This window comes from Paenibacillus terreus (genome assembly GCF_042138595.1).
GTDB lineage: Bacteria > Bacillota > Bacilli > Paenibacillales > Paenibacillaceae > Paenibacillus > Paenibacillus terreus.
Map to the genome: position 1 here is coordinate 369,070 of NZ_JBHIRX010000003.1, position 20,540 is coordinate 389,609.

General features: G+C 51.6%; 19 protein-coding genes. 16 read left to right on the forward strand and 3 right to left on the reverse strand.

The features are described 5' to 3' along the window. The first annotated feature begins 41 nt into the window (after positions 1-41). The 3 genes from ACE5KN_RS08630 (at position 42) to ACE5KN_RS08640 (ending at position 2,759) form a co-directional block, all read left to right on the forward strand. Positions 42-719, forward strand: a complete 678-nt coding sequence (locus tag ACE5KN_RS08630) for a GntR family transcriptional regulator (RefSeq protein WP_375526590.1) — start codon at positions 42-44, stop codon at positions 717-719. 94 nt (positions 720-813) lie between these two features. After that, the gene (uxuA, locus tag ACE5KN_RS08635; RefSeq protein ID WP_375526591.1) at positions 814-1,908 is read left to right on the forward strand and encodes a mannonate dehydratase; all 1,095 of its coding nucleotides are present in this window, start codon (positions 814-816) and stop codon (positions 1,906-1,908) included. Continuing rightward, positions 1,905-2,759: an SDR family oxidoreductase gene (locus ACE5KN_RS08640; RefSeq protein ID WP_375526592.1), complete on the forward strand. Its 855-nt coding sequence runs from the start codon at positions 1,905-1,907 to the stop codon at positions 2,757-2,759. Before uxuA ends, ACE5KN_RS08640 begins: the two co-directional genes overlap by 4 nt. A gap of 370 nt (positions 2,760-3,129) precedes the next feature. Here ACE5KN_RS08640 and ACE5KN_RS08645 read toward each other — a convergent pair whose 3' ends face one another. Beyond that, entirely contained in the window at positions 3,130-3,840 is a 711-nt protein-coding gene (locus tag ACE5KN_RS08645) for an MBL fold metallo-hydrolase (protein WP_375526593.1), read from the reverse strand. A 70-nt stretch (positions 3,841-3,910) separates the two neighbouring features. Further along, positions 3,911-4,498 carry a TetR/AcrR family transcriptional regulator gene (locus tag ACE5KN_RS08650; protein WP_375526594.1) on the reverse strand — a complete coding sequence of 196 codons (588 nt, stop codon included), beginning with the start codon at positions 4,496-4,498 and terminating at the stop codon, positions 3,911-3,913. 218 nt (positions 4,499-4,716) lie between these two features. On the opposite strand from ACE5KN_RS08650, the gene ACE5KN_RS08655 reads away from it, so the two are divergent. The 13 genes from ACE5KN_RS08655 (at position 4,717) to ACE5KN_RS08715 (ending at position 19,755) form a co-directional block, all read left to right on the forward strand. Beyond that, positions 4,717-5,289: an RNA polymerase sigma factor gene (locus tag ACE5KN_RS08655; protein ID WP_375526595.1), complete on the forward strand. Its 573-nt coding sequence runs from the start codon at positions 4,717-4,719 to the stop codon at positions 5,287-5,289. Further along, positions 5,273-6,451 carry a DUF4179 domain-containing protein gene (locus ACE5KN_RS08660; RefSeq protein ID WP_375526596.1) on the forward strand — a complete coding sequence of 393 codons (1,179 nt, stop codon included), beginning with the start codon at positions 5,273-5,275 and terminating at the stop codon, positions 6,449-6,451. The genes ACE5KN_RS08655 and ACE5KN_RS08660 overlap by 17 nt, the downstream gene beginning before the upstream one ends. 160 nt (positions 6,452-6,611) lie before the next feature. Further along, positions 6,612-7,652, forward strand: coding sequence for a DUF4179 domain-containing protein (locus ACE5KN_RS08665; protein WP_375526597.1), 1,041 nt, complete (start codon positions 6,612-6,614; stop codon positions 7,650-7,652). A 243-nt stretch (positions 7,653-7,895) separates the two neighbouring features. Then, the gene (locus ACE5KN_RS08670) at positions 7,896-9,428 is read left to right on the forward strand and encodes a PucR family transcriptional regulator (protein WP_375526598.1); all 1,533 of its coding nucleotides are present in this window, start codon (positions 7,896-7,898) and stop codon (positions 9,426-9,428) included. Between the two features lie 123 nt (positions 9,429-9,551). Next, positions 9,552-10,211, forward strand: coding sequence for an aspartate/glutamate racemase family protein (locus tag ACE5KN_RS08675; RefSeq protein ID WP_375526599.1), 660 nt, complete (start codon positions 9,552-9,554; stop codon positions 10,209-10,211). A gap of 15 nt (positions 10,212-10,226) precedes the next feature. Beyond that, positions 10,227-11,120 (forward strand): DMT family transporter, encoded by an 894-nt coding sequence (locus ACE5KN_RS08680; RefSeq protein WP_375526600.1) that lies wholly within the window; start codon positions 10,227-10,229, stop codon positions 11,118-11,120. A 19-nt stretch (positions 11,121-11,139) separates the two neighbouring features. Further along, on the forward strand, positions 11,140-12,747 hold the full coding sequence (locus ACE5KN_RS08685; protein ID WP_375526601.1) for an OPT/YSL family transporter: 1,608 nt from the start codon (positions 11,140-11,142) through the stop codon (positions 12,745-12,747). 11 nt (positions 12,748-12,758) lie between these two features. After that, positions 12,759-13,820, forward strand: coding sequence for an S-methyl thiohydantoin desulfurase family protein (locus ACE5KN_RS08690; RefSeq protein ID WP_375526602.1), 1,062 nt, complete (start codon positions 12,759-12,761; stop codon positions 13,818-13,820). A 45-nt stretch (positions 13,821-13,865) separates the two neighbouring features. Then, a complete protein-coding gene (locus tag ACE5KN_RS08695; RefSeq protein WP_375526603.1) occupies positions 13,866-14,798 on the forward strand; it encodes a DUF1177 domain-containing protein in 933 nt (310 codons plus the stop codon). A 96-nt stretch (positions 14,799-14,894) separates the two neighbouring features. Beyond that, positions 14,895-15,566, forward strand: coding sequence for an AroM family protein (locus ACE5KN_RS08700; RefSeq protein ID WP_375526604.1), 672 nt, complete (start codon positions 14,895-14,897; stop codon positions 15,564-15,566). Between the two features lie 74 nt (positions 15,567-15,640). Next, a complete protein-coding gene (locus ACE5KN_RS08705) occupies positions 15,641-16,585 on the forward strand; it encodes an aminopeptidase (protein WP_375526605.1) in 945 nt (314 codons plus the stop codon). 681 nt (positions 16,586-17,266) lie between these two features. Beyond that, positions 17,267-19,033: a polysaccharide deacetylase family protein gene (locus tag ACE5KN_RS08710; RefSeq protein WP_375526606.1), complete on the forward strand. Its 1,767-nt coding sequence runs from the start codon at positions 17,267-17,269 to the stop codon at positions 19,031-19,033. 299 nt (positions 19,034-19,332) lie between these two features. After that, on the forward strand, positions 19,333-19,755 hold the full coding sequence (locus tag ACE5KN_RS08715) for a hypothetical protein (RefSeq protein ID WP_375526607.1): 423 nt from the start codon (positions 19,333-19,335) through the stop codon (positions 19,753-19,755). Positions 19,756-19,883: 128 nt separating this feature from the next. Here ACE5KN_RS08715 and ACE5KN_RS08720 read toward each other — a convergent pair whose 3' ends face one another. Then, positions 19,884-20,417 carry a GNAT family N-acetyltransferase gene (locus ACE5KN_RS08720; protein ID WP_375526694.1) on the reverse strand — a complete coding sequence of 178 codons (534 nt, stop codon included), beginning with the start codon at positions 20,415-20,417 and terminating at the stop codon, positions 19,884-19,886. Positions 20,418-20,540: the final 123 nt, after the last annotated feature.

Below are 20,540 nucleotides of genomic sequence, written 5' to 3' on the forward strand. Positions count from 1 at the left end.
CCATACTTGTATGGTAGTATGGTGAACAAGGAGGTGAATACATGGATGAAACCATGTACCGCCACAGCGGATCGGCCGGAAACTCCGTTTATGTCCGATTGAAGGAGCAGATTATGAGCCTCGAGCTGCCGCCCGGTACCGCTTTGTCCGAGAAAGAAACCTCCATCCGCTTTCAGGTCAGCCGGACTCCGGTACGCGAGAGCTTCGTCAGACTCGCTCAGGAAGGGCTGGTGCTCGTGCTGCCGCAGCGCGGGACAAAAGTATCCCTGATCGACACTGGACTTGTGGAGGAGGCCCGCTTCATGCGCGAGCAGCTGGAATGCGCCGTGATACGCCTGGCCTGCACAAGCTTCCCTGAGGCCCGGCTAGCGGAGCTGGAAGCGAATCTGGCGCAGCAGCGGGACATCATTGAAGTCCATGATGGACACCGGCTGTTCGATCTGGACGAGGAGTTTCACCGCATCCTGTTTGAAGGCTGCGGCAAGCTCGCAACCTGGAGCGTCATGCAGCAGATGAACATCCATTTTAACCGGGTGCGTATGCTGCGGCTTGACACGAATCCCCAATGGGACCACCTCTATGAGCAGCACAGCAGGATGGTGGCAGCGGTCCGTGAGCAGTCCCCGGACGCAGCTGAACGGATCATGCATGATCATCTAAATCTCGGCGTAACGGATTTAAGTGTCCTCCGAGAGCAGTATCCCGAATATTTCAAATGAGCTCCTGCTTCGAGGTTCAGGCGCCAGCCGTCTGTTCCGCGGGAGCGGCAGTATTTTGTAAGCGTTATCCATTCAAATGAAAGGCGGTGCCGCTATGCGAATGACATTTCGCTGGTTTGGAGAAGGCAATGACACGGTTTCTTTGCAGCAAATTAAGCAGATTCCGGGAGTAGAAGGCATTGTATGGGCCCTGCATGATGTGCCTGCAGGCGAAGAATGGCCTATGGAGAAGATCCTGGAAATCCGGCGGCAGGCCGATCAGGCCGGGCTGCATCTGGATGTGGTGGAGAGCGTCAATGTGCATGAGGATATCAAGCTGGGACGGCCTACACGTGATCTCTATATCGGGAACTATATAAGAACGATTGAGAAGCTGGCCCAGGTTGGCGTTAAGGTGATCTGCTACAACTTCATGCCGGTGTTCGACTGGGTGCGGACAGATCTGCACAAGGAAACGGAAGACGGGGCTACTGCGCTCTTTTTTGAGAAATCCAAAATTCACGGTATCGACCCGTTAGAGCTGGTACGGCGGATTAACGAGAACAGCGCCCTTACGATGCCAGGCTGGGAGCCGGAGCGTCTGGAGCATTTGACGTCGCTGTTTGAAGCTTATAAAGGCGTGACTGAAGAGGATCTGTGGAAAAATCTGCAGTACTTCCTGGATGCCGTCGTCCCTGTTGCGGAGCAGAACGGAATTAGAATGGCCATCCATCCTGACGATCCGCCATGGCCGATCTTCGGGCTGCCGCGTATCATCACGGGCCAGGACAATCTGCGTAAATTTCTGGCGCTGCATGACAGTCCGTCCAATGGCATCACGCTGTGCAGCGGCTCGCTTGGCGCCAACCCGGATAACGACATCATCGCGATGATTCACGAATTTGCCGACCGCATTCCGTTCGCTCATATCCGCAATGTGCGGGTATTCGATAACGGCGACTTTATCGAGACCTCGCACCGGACACAGGACGGGACTGTCGATATTTCCGGTATCGTGAAGGCCTACCACGATGTCGGCTTTACCGGTTATGCCCGGCCGGACCATGGCCGTCATATCTGGGATGAGCAGTGCAGACCGGGTTACGGCCTGTATGACCGGGCCCTCGGCATCATGTATTTGTGGGGCCTGTGGGACGCCTACCAGCGCGGTGCGGATGTGCCCGCAGGTGCTAAGGAGGCCGTACGATGACCGCCCTTCCCCTTCATCCGGCCTTATCCGGAAAAACAGCCGTCGTGACCGGCGGCTCCGGCGTGCTGTGCAGCGCCATGGCGAAAGAGCTTGCCCGGCAGGGCGTCAGGGTCGCCATTCTGAACCGTACTGCCGAAAAAGGTGAACAGTTGGCTCAGGAGATTCGGGCGAATGGCGGAGAAGCTGTTTCGGTCGCCTGTGACGTGACAGATCCCGAAAGCATGAAGCAGGCCGAGGAGACGGTGCGCCGTCTCCTCGGACCTTGCGATATCCTTATTAACGGGGCCGGGGGCAACCATCCGAGCGCCAACACGAGCCGCGAGATATTTTCCCCCGAGGACCTGGATCAGCCGGGAGTGACGACCTTTTTTGATCTGAGTGTACCAGGCTTCCGCAATGTGCTGGACTTGAACTTCGTCGGGACTTTAATTCCGACGCAAGTATTCGCCAAAGGAATGATCGGGCGTCCTGGCGCTGTCGTGCTCAATGTTTCCTCCATGAGCGCTCCCAGCCCCATGACGAAGGTTCCGGCCTACAGCGCCGCGAAAGCGGCCATCAACAACTTTACCCAGTGGCTGGCTGTGCATTTGGCCGAATCAGGCATACGGGTGAACGCAATCGCTCCGGGATTTTTCCTGACAGAGCAAAACCGGCAGCTGCTCACCAATGAAGACGGGTCACTCACCGAGCGCTCGGCCAAGATCATCGCGCACACCCCGATGCGCCGCTTCGGGGTGCCGGGGGATCTGCTCGGCACGCTGCTCTGGCTCGCCGACGATACCGCTTCCGGCTTCGTCACCGGCACTGTCATTCCGGTGGACGGCGGCTTCATGGCTTATTCGGGGGTATAATTTTCAGGTTGTCGGATATATCGAGAGCATAAACGAGGCTGTTCCAAAAGCTATGATTATAGCTGAGGGACAGCCTCGTTAGTGCTGCATTAACTTTTCACAAAACAACTTGCAGCCCTGATCCTTTCCAGATTTCCGCAAAAGCTCAGGTTTTCGAGCCGATATTGCGCCCGTCGGAAATCTAACGGTTGCAGCTGCTGTTATGTTACGAAAAAAGGCCTTTTCTAGATTCTAATGGTTGCAACCGCCGTTATTTGCCTTAATCTAAGCGAAAATAACCAGGTTTAGTGAAATAAGCGCCATGGCAACCGCTAGAATTTGAAATCAAGGATCTTGGCACCAATAGCGGCTGTCGCACCCGTTAGAATTGTTAAATACCAAGACGGCGCCCGAAATCCTCCACCGCTTCCTGCATGGCCGCCTGCGGTGCGTCAATCATGGGCCCGTGGCCGACAGCCAGCAGCGACGGCTTCATCTCCAGCAGCTTGCGGGCACTGCGCCATGCCGTCTCCTTATGCCAGGTCGCCAGTGCCGGAAAGGGAAAAAGCGGGACCACTCTCCCGGCAACGGCAACTCTTCCGCGTGTTGTAAAGGCATCGCCCGCCAGCAGCGCCCCTGTCCGGGTATCCATGAATGCCATGGAGCCGGGCGTATGTCCGGGGGCACTGACAGCCTGCAGCGACCCTGCCAGGTCTCCTTCATCAAGGAGAATATCCGGCCGGGTATGCAGCTTGGACGGAACCCCGCCCCGCACTGGAACGTTGGGCTCGGCAGGATCCAGGGACACATCGCCGGCCAGCAGCCGCGCGTCACGGCGCGAAATGTATACAGGAACCTCCGGTAAATGCTGCTTCAATGCATCCAGAGAGCCGACATGATCATTATGCGCATGGGTAAGCACAATGCGGGTAATCGGTTTTCCGATCCGCTCCGCAGTACTGATAATACCTTTAACGCTAAAAGGGAGCGCAGCATCCACCAGTGTCAGTTCCCCCTCCTCCTCGACCAAATAACAATTCACAGGAAAAAAATCCGGAAGAAAAGTCAACTGATGCAAATGCTGTCTGCTTTGAACTCGCATAGGGCGGAGTCCCCCTTTAAATGTGATGCTTTGATTTTAACTAATATAATTAGTTTTATCAATAATAAATTTAGTTTTCGGATTTGCGATGACCTATTTGCTCAAGACCTGCTATAAAAATGTCCATAACAAACCGGAGGCTATCATCCTTCCCGACAGGCATTTGGAAACCGCCGCTGCCCTCAATGGATGCAAATCCATGCAGCAAGCTCCGCCATCCGCGCACCGCATGCACGGCCTCCTCTTCCGTCAAAGAGTATCCGGCAGACAGCACTCTGAACACAACCTCCGCCGTCTTATCGCTAATACGTCTAACTTCCTCATCCTTTAAATTGCCCGCAAGCATAATGGCCTCGTATAACCCCGGGCGGCTGCGGGCAAATTCAATATAGGCCGCCGACATGTTCAGAACAGCCCCCCGTCCCGCATGGCCAACGGCAGCCCGGGCGAGCACTTTCTCCAGCTCCCTCATACTGTAGATCGCGAGCTCCCTGCGTAATCCCGCCATTCCGCTGATATGGTTATACAGGGAAGGCGGGCGAATTTGCAGCTTGCCTGCGAGTGTCGTCAGCGTCACTTCCTCCATCCCCTGCTCGTTGGCGATCTCCTCCGCCGCCTGCAGCACCCTCTGCAGGGTAAGCCCTTGCCTTGGTGACATACTCGGATCCCCCTCTGCTCACCGCTTTATGAAAGCGGTCATCATAGAATAAGCACAATCTCACACGTTATTTTAACTAATCTTCTTAGTTTAGACAAAATAAAAAAAAGACGTTATGGTGTCCTATGTAGAAAATGGGGCTATAACAATTTTTCAGACATGTCACATTCCGGGCTTTCTGTTTGTTATATAGGCGAAAACATCAAGGAGGTGATCCTTTGGAATCACTCATCCCCGGGGCTGAAGATGAAAAAAAGGAAATAGAGCTATGCATCGAGCAGGTAAAAGCAGGCGACAAGCAGGCATATGGCACAGTCATACGCCGTTTTGAGAAACCGATTTACATTTACTGCTACTATTTGTTGAAGAACCGTGAAGAAGCGGAGGATGCCGCCCAGGATATTTTCATAAAAGCTTATGAAAATATCCACCTTTACCGGCAGCAGGTTTCCTTTTCCGCCTGGCTATACAAAATCGCTTATCACCATAGCATCAATCTGATGAAAAAAAAGCAGCGCTGGTTTCGGGCGTTCTCCGAGGTCAAGAGACAATACACGGTGGATTCGCCGCTCCCCAAGGAGTCAGCAATCCACGAGCTTCTGGAGCTGCTGACTCACGAAGAGCGGCATATCCTCATTCTCAAGGCTGTGGAGCAGTGCAGCTTTGAGGAAATCAGCGGCATCATGGATCTCAAGCCTGCTACCGTCCGCAAAAAATATGAGCGGCTGCGCAAGAAGCTGATCCAGCACAAATTAGACAAGGGAGGGGTCACCAATGGCAGATATGCATAACGGAGCCGATTTCCGGGATGTGGAACAGGTGGAGCAGCTGATTCGTGATACTTCGGGACCTTCGGGACATTTTCGCGAAAACCTCCTGCAAAGAATAGGAGAAATTGAGATGAAGAAAAATAGAAGGCTTTTAAAAACAACCCTTATGACTGCATCCGCTGCAGCCGTCATGGGCGTGGCCGTCGTCGGGAGCGGCTTCGTATCGCCTGTCATGGCGGATGCCCTGAAGAATGTGCCCTTGATTGGCTCCGTATTTACCGAGCTTAAGGGTGAGAAGCTGCAAGAGGCCGTGGATAAAGGAATGGTAACTGCACCAAATCTCAGCGTAACTCACGACGGAATCACTCTAAAGGTGAGCGATGTGCTGTATGACGGGACACGTTTATCCGTGGCCATTGAAAGGGAAGGGGCAAGCAACCTTGAAAACATGTTGTCACCGTATCCCGGGGAAGGTGCGATGACGGTCTCAGGTGAACCGATACCTGTGGTTCCCGAGGAAGAGCAAGAGAAAGGATATCTGGAAATTCCGGACCTCTTGATAGACGGCAAAGAGTTGGAGATCAAGAAAGGGATGCAAACCGGGTTTGGCGATTACCCTCCTAAAGCTAACACGGCAATGTATGAGATTACCAAAGGATTAGACCTGCCGGATAAGTTCGCTCTTACTCTAAAGGTAAAAGTGACCCGGGTAGCGGAGCCGTTCGTGTTCGATATTCCGGTCGAAATTAACAAGTCAAATGTCGTTTTGCAGCCGAATGCTACCAAATCCTATGAAGACTTCAGTTATACCATTAAGAAGGTGGAACTGACACCGGCTTCTACAAGATTGGTGATCGACAGCACCGGACCCGTTCCTAAAACGGAAGAACAGACAGGTGAATACAGTGCAACCATGATGTATTATGATATCGTTGACGAGAACGGTAATCAGGTGGATCAACGGATGCTGGGCTTCTTTAACAAAGAACCAGACACCGAGTACCATGTGGATGAGCAGTATGCCCCATTTGCCCAAACGCCTAAATCCATCACAATCAAGCCTTATACGTTTACAGTCAAAAAATCGGACTGGAGTATTGTCGGCGAGGTCGATGGATCAACAAAACACCCTAGGAAAAAGACCTACTACAAAGAACTGGAAACCACTATTCCTGTTAAATAAGCTCATTTCGGCCTGATTAAACAACAAGTACTTCACTAAGAACAAAAATGCGGTGCTCTTTAGGAGTCCCGCATTTTTTATTTCACACAAAATGTCACATTTGGGGTTTTTTGTTTGTTATATAGATGAATAAAACGTATCAAGAAAAGGAGAACTTGAAATGAAGAAGAACAGAAAGCTTATGAAAAAGACCATCTTAACAGCATCCGCTGCGGCCGTTTTAGGCGTGACTGTCATCGGAAGCGGATTTGCATCGCCTGTCATGGCTGATGCACTGAAAAAAGTGCCGCTGGTCGGCTCAATATTTACCGGCCTTAAGGGTGAGCAGCTGCAAGCGATCATAGATCAAGGAATGGTAACAGCCCCCGACCTCAGTATTTCACATGACGGTATCACGTTAAAGGTAAAAGAAGTGCTTTATGACGGAACGCGGCTGTCCGTAGCCATTGAAAGGGAGGGTGTAAACAACCTCGACATGGTGTCGCCATATCCTTCAGAAGGCGCGCTGACAGCTACAGGTGAACCAGTTCCCGTTATTCCTGAGGAAGAAAAAGAGAAAGGGTACCTGGGATTCCCGGTAGCTTCCGTAGACGGAAAGGAACTCAAAATGAGCGGGACCAGCTTCGGGGATTACCCTTCACAAGACAATACAGTGCTGTATGAGATCACTAAAGGACTTGATTTGCCTGACCAATTCACCCTCACCCTTAAAACGGAGGTGACCCGGGTAGCAGAGCCCTTCGTGTTCAAAATTCCGATCAAAATCAACCCGTCGAATGTCGATTTGAAACCGGAGGCAACCAAATCCTATGAGGACTTCAATTATACCGTGAAACAGGTAGAACTGACCCCGATCTCGACAAGGCTGGTTATCGACAGCAAAGGCAAAGTTCCCAAAACGGAAGAACAGACAGGCGAGTACAGCGCAACCATGATGTACTATGACATCGTTGATGAAAACGGAAATGCGGTGGACCAACGGATGCTTCCTTTCTTTAACAGAGAACCGGATACCGAATACCATGTGGATGAGCTGTATGCCCCATTTGCCCAAACGCCTAAATCCATTACCATTAAACCTTATACTTATACCGTGAAAACATCAGACTGGAGCATTGTAGGCGGAGTAGATGAAAAAACGAAACACCCTACGAAAAAGAACTACTATAAAGACCTGGAAATCACCATTCCTGTTAAATAGTTAACAGATTTGAAGAACAGAATGCGATGCTCATAATGAGCATCGCATTTCTCGTTTTAACTCCGTGGGCTGCTTGTTTCTGTATTTTGCTGCTCCATATTCTCATCATCATGTCACATTAATTGACCAATGGTAAGAATATATCCATACTTTTCATTCAACAAATTACATAGAATGTCATGACATATAAGAAAAATTGGGATAGACTTATGGACAACTATTAGCGGAAACAGGGTGAGGAATATGAATCGAAGCGGATTGACGGTACGGGAGCTGCTCAAGCTTCCTTTCTTCAAGGATGCAAGACTGATCAGCGGAGAGCAGGGCCTCGACCGGGTTGTGCGTTACATTGATATTCTGGAAGTGCCTGATATCAAGTCCTGGCTGCGCGAAGGGGAAATGATCATGACGACTGGCTATTCGGTGCGGGATGACCCTTCTCTGCTGGCAGGCCTGGTGAAAGAATTGGCTCATGCCGACGGGGCCGCGCTTGCCTTCAAGCCGGAACGCTTCATCGGCCGTGTTCCCCAGGACATGGTTGAGATGAGCAACCTCTATCATATTCCCGTGATTGAGCTGCCGCCAGGCATGCCTTATATAGACATTACTTTTACAGTGATGGAACAGATTGTCGACAGGCAGGCCGCCCTGCTCAGAAGGTCTGAAGAGGTGTACACGACACTGACACATCTCGTGCTGAATAACCGCGGCATTCAGGCCGTGGCCGACCATGTGGCTGAACTGATCGGGTCAGGCATCTGCATTGTAGACAGAAGCGGGGAAATCCTTGTTTCCTCCTCGTATGATGCCTCTGTCGAGCGCAGCGGGGACCGCTCTCAATGGGACGTCACAGTGGACAATCAGCTCGTGGGCAAGCTGGTCGTGGCCAAGGAAGAGCTGGACGAGCTGGACCTGGTGTGTATCGAGCAGGCAAGGCTGGTGTTTGCTCTGGAGCTGATGCGGAGTAAAATCGCCAAGGACACGGAGCTCAGACTGCAGGGCAGCTTTTTTGAGGAGCTGCTGATGGGCGTCCACTTATCCAGACAGGAGGTTGAGGACAAAAGCAGGCAGCTCGGCCTGCAGCCCCACTGGACATGGGAGGTCTGCCTGATTGAGGGGGGCCAGCAGCTATTCGATGAAGGCTCCTCTTTTGCGGTGCAGTTGAAAGAGCTCGTCCACCAGGAGGCTGTGAAGCGCAAGGTACGCGGCTATGTGCTCCCGCAAGGGGAACGGCTGCTCCTGCTGCTGTCCACCACGGAGAGTGATTCTCCAGTGAGAAAGCAGCCGCACAAGGAGTGGATTCAGAGCCTGCGTCCATTTCTTCAACGCTGGAATAGCATCCGCGCCGGCTTCGGAAGCAAAAGGCCGCTGTGGGAGCTTCATGCCGGGTACATGGAGGCCCGCAAGGCGATTGCCATCGGCACCAGGCTGGATCGCGAGCCGCATGTTTACACCTTTGACCAGATCGAAATGCTCAGCCTGATGCTGGAGGCTGGCAGCTTTGTTAACTTCGATACGGTCATCGACCGCAACCTGGGCCAGTTGGCCAAATATGACAAAGAAAACGATACGGACCTGGTAACGACACTTTATTATTATTTGACGACCGGCGGCAGTCTGATCGAAACAGCCAACCGCATGTACATTCACCGCAACTCCGTCAAATACCGGATTGACCGGATTAAAGAGCTGACCAACATTGATCTGGATAACTCTGTAAACCGGCTGATGTACCAGCTGTGCAGTGCTTTTTATCTGGTTAAAAAAACGGATTAAACAGAGGGTCATTGTGCTGAGAGCACAATGACCCTCTGTTTGTTTTGGCATATGAGTACATTGTTTATATTTATGCGGCTCTCTAGAATGTTAAATAACATCACACAGGGGAGGTTGAACTGAATGATAGGCGTAATACGTGTCTTTACAACGGATAACCAGGACGTTTTGGAACAGCACGGAAGAGTTATTACAGAAAAGTACGGTGTTCAAGTGATGAGCAGGAGCATCCCGGATCAGCCTTTGGGCATCTATGATGATAAAACGGAAGAAATCGCAAATCCCAAGATCGTTGAGCTTGGAAAAAGCATGGAGCGCGATGGCTGCAAAGTGCTGATTATCAGCTGTGCGGCAGACCCGGCCATCGAAGCCCTTCGACAAAGCGTGTCCATCCCGGTCATTGGCGCGGGCAGCGCCGCATCCTACAGCGCGCTGGCAACCGGTCTCCCCGTCGGCGTAATGGGCATCACAAAGGAGGCTCCTGCGGCTGTATCCAACCTGCTTGGCAGCCGGCTGATCAAATATCTTCGCCCCGAGGGAGTCACCAATACGACAGATATTCTGACGCCAGCCGGACGTGAAAAAGCTATCGAGGCCGCGCAATCTCTTATCGATCAAGGAGCCAAGGTCATCCAGTTTGCCTGCACCGGCTTCTCCACCATCGGACTTGCCGATATGCTTAGAAACGAACTGCGGATTCCCGTGATTGATCCGGTAGAAGCCGAGGGTCTGTTCGCCTCCTCCCTCTACCAGCAAACGGTGACCGATAGCCCGATCCACTAAAAGAGGGATGATTTTTTGGCAAGAGCTTATCTGACACTCGCAGGATGCGTATTCATATGGGCATTGAACTACATTATCCGGCAGATACTATTACAGTATTTTTCTCCCGTTTTCTTATCAGCATTCAGTCTCACCGTCGTATCCGTCGTCTTTTTAATCTGGGCCTGTGTCCGGAAAAGGATGGCAAAGCCCGGCGGCCGAGACCTCCTGATCCTGTTTCTGTCGGCAACCATCGGACTGATCGCCAACCAGCTCCTGCTCTTCAAGGGACTGCAGCATACGTCCGCAACGAATGCTTCGCTTATATTCTGCATGTCTCCCCTTATGACTGCCGGGCTCGCAGCCTTGGTATTGAGGGAGAAAATCACCTGGCGTATGGTCACAGGCTGCATGATTGCCGTCATCGGTCTTTTTTTAGCCTTGAACTTGAAGGGGCTGCAGTTCAGCCTTGGTGACCTGATTATGCTTGGGGCCACCTTCAGCTTTTCCTGCAATCTGATCTTTGCACGGATGCTGTCCGGTCGGCTCTCACCCTTCATTGTAACGGTCTACAGCTTTACATTGAGTGCGGTTATATTCGATCCCTTCGTTCTGTCTCTGACCGATATCCGCTGGACTCAGCCTGCCGGAATTTGGGCGCTCGCCTTCGCTTCCGTCATCATAGGGCAAGGGATAACGAGTGCGGCCTGGAACAAAGGGATGGAAACCACAGGCGCTTCCAGGGCATCCATCATACTGAATTTACAGCCTCTCATGACGATTTTGCTGGATTTCCTTATTTTTCGCAGTACGGTTTCTCTGCAGCAGATTCTGGGCGCATGCCTTGTTCTCGCAGGCGTGCTCTTTGGGACATTGTCAAAAGGGCTCTTTCACTCCAAAAAAAACGTAAAGACAGCACTCAAATCATAGATCTACAGGAGGGTTAACCATGGATAATCAAAAACAGCAGCATCCCACGATTTTTGAACCTGTCTCCCTGATTCTGATCATCGTAACCAGCGTTCTGGGAGCCATTATCGGCATGCAGATTGTAACCTCACTGGGTGTGACGCCAAATACCGCCATTATCGGCGCTCTGATCGCCATGCTGATTGCCCGAATACCCATCGCCATTCTCAATAAATTCAAATCCATTCACCGGCAAAATCTTGTGCAGACCTCCATATCATCGGCCACGTTCGGAGCGGCCAACAGCCTGCTGATTCCCATAGGCATTCCGTTTGTGATGGGTAAGCCCGATTTGATTCTGCCCATGCTGATCGGGGCGGCGCTCGCCATGTTCCTCGATGCGGCGATTCTGTACAAAATCTTTGACTCCAAGCTGTTTCCGGCGTCTGGCACATGGGCTCCGGGCGTCGCTACAGCCGAGTCGATTCTCGCCGGGGATAAGGGCGGCAAACGCGCGGGCCTGCTCGGTGTCGGAACGCTGATTGGCCTCATCGGCTCCGTCCTGCATATCCCGATGTCCGCCTTCGGCGTTGCCTTCATCGGCAATATCTGGGCTCTGACCATGTTCGGCATCGGGCTGTTGATCCGGCAGTATTCCGGCCCCCTCTTCAACATTGACGTAGACAAGATGTATATTGCCCACGGCATCATGATCGGCGCCGGTATCGTCGCCCTGATTCAGGCCGGCTTCCTGATCTTCAGCAAAACGAAGCCCAAAGCCCAGACACAAGACGGAGCCGTTCAGGCAGCGGCTGAGACGGAGGAGTACACACGTCCGATCAACGAAGCACGGCGGGTACTGGGCATTGGCTTCCTGCTCTACCTGGTCATCGCCCTCCTCATCGCCATCATCGGCGGCCTGATTACGCACATGTCCATCGGCATGCTGATCGGTTTCATTGTGTTTGCTGCCTTTGCCGCTTTTGTGCACGAAATTATCGTCGGCATCGCGGCCATGCATTCCGGCTGGTTCCCGGCCTTCGCGGTCGCCTTTATCACCCTGCTGGTTGGCATGATGATCGGGTTCCCGCTGCTGGCCCTGGCTTTGCTCGCAGGCTTCAGTGCCGCTACCGGCCCAGCTTTTGCAGACATGGGCTATGATCTGAAGACCGGATACATTCTGCGCGGGTACGGCAAGGATAAAGAGTTTGAGGTGCAGGGCCGGAAGCAGCAGTATCTTGCTTCTCTGATCGCGTTCGGTGTAGCCTTGATCACTGTTATTGTGACTTACCAGACTTTTTTCGCACAAAACCTCGTACCGCCGATTGACAAGGTGTATGTGTCTACCATTCAGGCTGGTACGTCCGGCGATGTCGCCCTTCAGCTTCTGATCTGGGCTATTCCCGGAGCCATCGTGCAGCTGATCGGCGGTCCGCACCGCCAGCTTGGGGTTCTGTTCGCAACAGGCCTGTTAATCTCTACCCCGAATGCGTGCTGGGCTGTATTGGTCGGTATTCTCATCCGTGTCATTGTGCTGAAGGTGACCGATAGAAGAGCCGAAACGAACCTCAGCATTCTGGCAGCCGGCTTTATCGCCGGGGATGCGCTTTACAGCTTCTTCAACTCGATCTTTAAAATGAACAAGTGAGGTGAGCCGGATTGACCAGAATCAAACTGGATGAACAAATTGTGAAATATGCGGTATACGGCGGTGCTGTTCTGGGCGGCGGAGGCGGCGGCTGGATCAAGGACGGGCTGCAGATCGGAAGGCTGGCCCTTGAGGTCGGCCAGCCCGAGCTGGTCACCATGGATGAATTCGCCGATGACGATGTGTTCGTCACCGTCTCCCTGGTGGGCGCTCCCGCTGCCAAGGAGCAGTTCGTCAAGCCGATCCATTACACCAGAACGCTGGAGCTGCTGGCACAGAAGATCGGCCGGCCGATCCAGGCCATCCATACGAACGAGAACGGTGCCGGCACGTCCGTGAACGGCTGGTTCCAGTCCGCCATGACGGGCATCCCGCTCGTCGACTTCGCCTGTAATGGCCGTGCGCATCCTACCGGCACGATGGGTTCGATGAACCTGACGGAGGTGGAGGGTTACGTCTCCCACCAGGCGGCGGTCGGCGGTCAAGGGGATCGTTATGTGGAAATGGTCATTTCGGGATCGCTCGACGTGGCTTCCACGATGGTCCGCAAGGCTTCCGTGGAAGCTGGCGGTCTTGTGGCGGTAGCCCGGAATCCGGTCACCGCAGCCTATGCGAAAGCAAACGGGGCGGTTGGCGCCATTACACAGGCGATCGCCGTTGGCGAAGCGCTGCTCTCCAATCAGGGAGAAGCTGCAATCAGCGCTGTCGTATCCCTGCTTGGCGGCCAGGTGGCCGCTATGGGCAACGTTACGGACTTCAGCCTGGAGACCACCGGCGGCTTCGACGTCGGCACGGTCGTCATCGACGACGCTTACGAAATGACATTCTGGAACGAATATATCACGCTCGAAAAGGACGGGCAGCGCTATGCCACCTTCCCGGACCTGATCATGACGCTGGATGCCAAGACAGGCAAGCCTGTCATTACGGCTACAGTGGAAAAAGGCCAGCAGCTCGCCATCATCACCGTTCCGAAGGAAAATCTGCTGCTCAGCACCACCATGAGCAACACCAAATTGTTGAAGTCGGTTGAGGATATCATTCAAAAACCCGTCATCCCTTATTTGGGCTAATACCCGGCAGGGATTGCCAATATTATTTAACTGGAGGATAACAACATGACACTCAAGCAAACACTGATTGCAATTGATGAACTGGACAATGGATCTGTAAACGGCGAGCAGGTTAAAAAGCTGTTCAGCAGTTATCCGGACGTGACTTTTACCGTCACCAAGGTTACAGGCGAGAAGGGAAGCACGGATTTCATCAAAATTCTCATTCCCGGCACGAACGGCAAAAGCAGCGGCGGCGACGCTCCAACCTTCGGCATCGTGGGGCGTCTTGGCGGCATCGGCGCGCGCCCGAGCCGGATCGGTCTTGTATCGGACGCCGACGGCGCCGTAGCAGCCGTGGCTTCTGCGCTGAAGCTGGCTGACATGCAGACCAAAGGCGACAAGCTGAAGGGCGATGTGATCGTAACGACACATATCTGTCCGGATGCGCCGACCCGCCCGCATGAGCCGGTGGATTTCATGGATTCGCCTGTAGATATTCTGACCATGAACACCCATGAAGTGGTGCCGGAAATGGATGCTATTTTATCCATCGACACAACCAAGGGCAACCGTGTCATCAATCATAAAGGCATTGCCATTTCCCCGACCGTCAAGGAAGGATACATTCTTCGTGTCAGCGAGGACCTGCTGCGCATCAAAGAAATGGCGACAGGCAAACTGGCCGTCACCTTCCCGGTTACGATGCAGGATATTACCCCTTACGGAAATGACCTGTATCATATCAACTCCATTCTTCAGCCTGCAGTAGCAACCGATGCGCCGGTGGTCGGTGTTGCCATTACCGCTCAATCCATCGTACCAGGCTGCGGAACCGGGGCAAGCCATGAGGTGGATATTGCAGACGCTGTCCGTTTTGCCGTTGAGGTGGCCAAAGAAACAACAAACGGCACCTGCGCATTCTATGACGCCGCCGAGTTTGACCGGATTACTTCCCTGTATGGTTCCATGAAAATTTTGCAGACAAGCGGAAATTAATCCGCTGACGGATGGCGGCGGGGGAAGCATTCCCCCGCTGTTTCCTTTTCCCGCTTCGATATGTGCAATGTGCAAAAATTACGGAGGTGAATGGCAATGAAACAGCTGGGCATGATCACGATCGGCCAGGCACCGCGCACCGATGTGGCGCCAATTATCGAGAAATATCTGGATGGACGGGCCGAGCTGGTACAGGTGGGTGTACTGGACGGCATGACCAAGGAGTATATTGATGAGCAGCTTGCGCCCGAGGCGGGCGACTATGTGCTGACCTCCCGTCTGGTGAATGGTGAGTCGGCTGTTATGGGACGTTCCAAAATCCAGCCGATTCTGCAGCAAAAAATCTATGATCTGGAGGAGCGGGGGATCGAGCAGATTTTACTGCTTTGCACAGGCGTATTCCCGGGGCTGGAAACACGCACTGCTTATCTGATCGAGCCGGATCATATTATTCCGCCGACGGTCAAAGCGCTGGTAGGGACGCGCCGTTTTGGCGTCCTGGTGCCTTTGGAAGAGCAGCGGGAGAATCTGAAGCCCAAGTACACCCCCTACGGGATGAACCCGGTATTCGCCGTCGCTTCTCCCTATATCAATAATCCGGAGCATTACCGCGCCGCAGCCCTGGAATTAAAGGAGAAAGCGGATATTATTCTGCTGGACTGCATGGGGTATACGGAGGAAGCGCGCCAGCTGATCGCGTGGACGTCCGGGAAGCCGGTCGTTTTATCCAATGCCATCATGGCCAAACTGGTATCTGAAATGATCTGACACAGTGCGCGCGGAAATCCTGTTATAATGGAACTGTGAGGTTCCAGACACTGCGCGATGAAGGAGGATGACGGATGAATCAACAGCTGGTGGATATCAGTAAAAATGTATTGCAAAGCTGCCTCGGTCTGAAAGCGGAAGAAACCTTCCTGGTCGTAGCGGATGATGTGAAAAAAGAACTGGCTGAAGCGCTGTATGAGGCTGGCAAGCAGCTCGGTGCGGAGGCGATGCTCGTCATCATGAAGGAGCGCCTAAAATCCGGCGAAGAGCCGCCGCTCGCTATCGCCACTGCCATGGCGCAATCGAATGTGGTTGTCTGTGTGACAAAGCATTCGCTGACACATACGCTGGCCCGCAAGCAGGCCGCCGCCGCCGGCGCTCGCCTGGCAACGATGCCGGGCATTACGGAGGATATGTTCCTGGAAGGTGCGATCTCGGCCGATTACAACCAGGTTAAAGCGTTAACCGAAGAAGTAACCGCCATGCTGACTCCCGCCGAAGCAGTGCGGATTGAAAAAGACGGCTATACCCTTACCTTCTCCATCGCTGGTCGCGAAGGCGTTCCGAGCACCGGCATGTATCTGAATCCGGGGGAATCCGGCAATCTGCCGTCCGGGGAAGCGTACATAGCGCCGCTGGAGGGTACGGCGGAAGGCCAGATTCTGATCGACGGCTCCATGGCCGGCATCGGCAAGCTGAGCTCCCCGCTCCTGCTCACGATTGAGCAGGGCCGGATTGTAAAAGCGGAAGGCCCGGACGGCCCAAGGCTGCTGGAGATTCTCGGCGACGGTGACGGCCGCATGCTGGCCGAATTCGGCATCGGCACGAACGACAAGGCGAGAATCACAGGTGTCGTGCTGGAGGACGAGAAGGTGTACGGCACCATCCACGTCGCTTTCGGCAGCAACAACACATTCGGCGGAACGATCTCGGCCGGCGTGCACCTCGACGGGGTCGTCGGCCAGCCGGATGTGTACCTGGATGAGAAGCTGATTATGAAGAGCGGGAAGTTTGTTTGAGGAAGCTTGGGCCTTGGGGGATGCTTTAACAGGTATCCCCCTTTGCTTTGATTTTCTAGCCAAAAAAGTATTATATAATGTGGCTCAAAACCGAAAACCCTGCTTGACTGGGGATTAGGTGCGAGTGGTGGCATAAAAGCGAGAAAGTTCTAACGGTTGTGATCGACGCTATTTGGGTAAAAACGGGTGATTACAAAATGTAACGGTTGCCAGCGAGCCTATTTCCCTTTTTATCGCAGGTAAAGGAGCTGTTTCTCCTAAATAAGCGCGCCTACAACTGTTAAAAAAGAAACCTTGTTTTTCTCAGCTGAATAAGCGCTAGTACAACCGTTAGCTATGAAATATACCGGATAGATCAATCACTCGGAGCAAACCCGTCGGTCAGGCACCAATTTCTGGATTGATCCTCCAATATATGAAGGAATCCAGATTTATTCAGAATTTCAGACACACGGCCGAAAAACCACCGGATCAGGTCCCAACCTGGTCCCGGTGGTTTTTTTGTCTCATACTATTTTCCAGGCACATGCCCCCATTCTCTTCAAGTATGTTATTTCCGCAGACTCATTCATATTTTCATAAGTTACAATTTGGGTACAATCTCTCTAGTTTCTGCAACAATTGCTAGTTATACTATATTAATCGCATAAATTAATATTCACTGAAAGTAGGTCAATTTAAATGAAGCAGCAGTATCACCTATTGAGGCTGGTCGTCTTTACCGTAATGGTGGTGGCATTGGTTCTAGCCCAAAATTCTTTAGCTCTGGCTTCAAACCAGCCTAAAGGATCTGAATCGGTGTCCTCATCGGGGAAAAAGGCCAGTAAAATGGTGGCATTAACCTTTGACGATGGACCAGATAAGATCTATACCGATAAGGTGCTTGATATTCTGAAAGATTACAAAGTGAAGGGCACATTCTTTGTAATAGGAGAAAGGGTTAAACAATATCCCGGTGTTATAAAACGCATCGTACAAGAAGGTCATGCTTTGGGCAATCATTCGTGGAGTCATTCTCAACTAACCAAGCTTAACAAAGAGAAGGTTCGCCAGGAAATCGTAAAGACGGATACTGCGATTCATGAGATTACTGGCTTTACACCAACGCTGGTACGCCCTCCCTACGGAGCAACATCGGCTCAGATCAAAGCCGAAATTCGCGCTTTGGGGCATACTCAGGCATTATGGAATGTAGATACCCGGGATTGGGCGACGAGCTCCTCGGTTGCCAGTATTCTCAAAACGGTGAAGTCAAGCTCTGGCAGCAAAATTACCGTACTGATGCATTCCGGGGGAGGAAAGCGGGACAAGACGCTCAAGGCGCTTCCCCAAGTTATCGATTATTACCGATCGCAAGGCTACACTTTTGTTACAATGTCCGAGCTTAACGGTGTGGCTGATAATATAGAGGGATCCACAGCTTCTACGGGAGATAAAGACGCTAACAAGCCGGATTCTTCAGGCGATAAGCCCCAATCAAATGATACCGGCGGCACCATTGAGCGTAATATTCGCTTGATATACAATGGCTCAGAAGTCAATTTTCCGGACGCGAAACCGTTTATAGATGAAAATAGCAGAGTACAGGTGCCTGTCAGATTCATGGCGGAGACCTTGAATTTTGATGTGAAATGGGGAGCAAGCAGCGGCCAAAAAAGTATTATTCTGACGAAAGACAATTTGAGCGTAGAATTAAAAATCGGCGACAAAGCGGCTGTTGTCAACGGATCGCAGGTAGATATGGATACTAGCGCCATGCTGCTTCACGAAAGAACTTATGTCCCGTTAAGGTTTTTGAGTGAGCTTGCCGGAATGGGTATTACGTGGAGCTCCACCGGCGATACCATTAAACTGTCTTACAAGGAGACAAAAAAAGACAACTCCGATGAGCAGGCCCAGACTCAACCGACCCAACCCGATCAACCGACTCAACTGGCCCAACCTGGCGATACGTACATCGTGTCTGCCCCAAGAGCTACTGTCGAGCAAGCTAAAGCATGGGCAACGGCCAAAGGTGCAGCGGATGTGTTCGTTGATCTGGCGGATATTGTCTGGGATGAGGCGACTCAAGTGGGGGTTGATCCGACTGTTGTGTACTGCCAGTTTGCAAAGGAGACGGGCTTTGGAAAATTTGGGGGCATATTGGATGAATCGTTTATGAATCCGGCCGGCTTAAAAACGCCAATCGGAGGCTCCGACACAGACCATGAGGCACATCAACGCTTTACCAGCTGGGAGGAAGGGGTTCAGGCGCAGATTGACCATTTGGCGCTGTACGCAGGGGCGCCGGGTTACCCTAAAACCTTTACACCTGATCCAAGGCATTTTCCCGGTTTGATGGGGCAGGCAGCTACGGTGGAAGCATTAGGGGGAACATGGGCAATTAGTCCTACCTATGGCGTCGAAATCGTTAATATGATGTTGGAGTTGGCAGCCACAAGCAGCTAGGTTGCACCACCTGACAATGAACAAGCTCTTGAAATGGTCCATGTGACTATTCAGGAGCTTGTTTATTTTCCCACTTCAGTTTAATGTCAGCTCCAAATTTTCGAACAGATGCTTAATCCGCATGAATCTTGAAGTCTTGAGATGTTACGGTTCCCACGGTTTCCGAAATCCTGAAATTATGATCTATAGCAATCTGACGTAGTATCTCTTGTAATATACATATCCTTTTTGTCGGACAATTGACTACCAATAAGCATGCCGGCATGATGTTAAAAAATCAATGATTTGACGGAGGTTCAATGAGTCGGTACAAGCAGTTTCTATTGATGGTTACTGTTTCAATTCTCTTTAGTATCATGAATCTTTCTGCTTACTCAGAAGGACATACTCCAAGTGCATTACAAGCAGCAGCATCCGTACTATTTATTGCAGTCTGGTTCGTATTTGGTTTGATGAGCCATTCCAGATGGAGAGATTTCATTCTTGTGGCCACTATTTTCTGGGTAGGAGGAGCCATGTTGCTTGCGGTAGGATATGTCGGGAATATTGATGCCTTGTTTATTCCTGCAGCTATTGTCGTACCAGGGCCCTCTTATGGGATAAGGTACTTCTGGAAAGCTCCATCGGATATAACATTTGCCTTTGCAATTACAATGATAAGTTATGTATCTGGTATTTTAGGTTTAGCTGTTGGGCAAATGACAAAACTAAGAAGTCAGTAATAACCGTAAGAAGTTTTCACATTTTAGACCTCCTGCACTCTATTAAAGCCGTACAAGGGACTAATCGCACTTATTAAAAAGGCTATGTTTAATTCTAAATAAGACATAGACGATAATGCTACTCTACCTCACATTGTCGTGTCTAAGTCCAGACGCCATTCATTGCACCGCATAAAACTCCCTTTCGGGTACTCGAATTCACACTCACCGATGAACGAGAAGTTATTCTTCCTACAAATTGCATTTGAAGCAAGATTGTCGACGGATGGGAATGCGTAAACAAACCTGTGCTTCTGCTCCGACTTGGCACTCAATATAGCTGCTGCGGTCGCTGCAACAGCTATGCCTTTTCCTTGAAATGGTGGTAATACACTCCAACCCATCTCATACACGGTCTCACCGTGGTGGAGTGTTTCCCAATACCCGATACCGCCAACCACTTCGAGACTCGGGAGCAACACAATGCTACACATACGCCCAGACCCCGCTTTGTTGACTTTCAGATATCGCTTATGGCGTGCAATGAGTTGCTTCTCGGTTTCTGGACCCCCTAAGTGCTTTGTCATTTCTGGAATATTTGTAAGACGTAGTAATTCCATGTTGGCATCTTCATCTGCCCAAGACTCAATACGTATCTGAATTAAATGTGGTTGCTTTGCCATCTCTATCACTCCATTTCTCGCTTCACCCATATAAGAACATACGTCCTCATTATATCTATTAAAGTAAAAATCGGAAATATTCATTGTATAAAACTGTCCAATCTCTCAACAGTAAGCCATCCT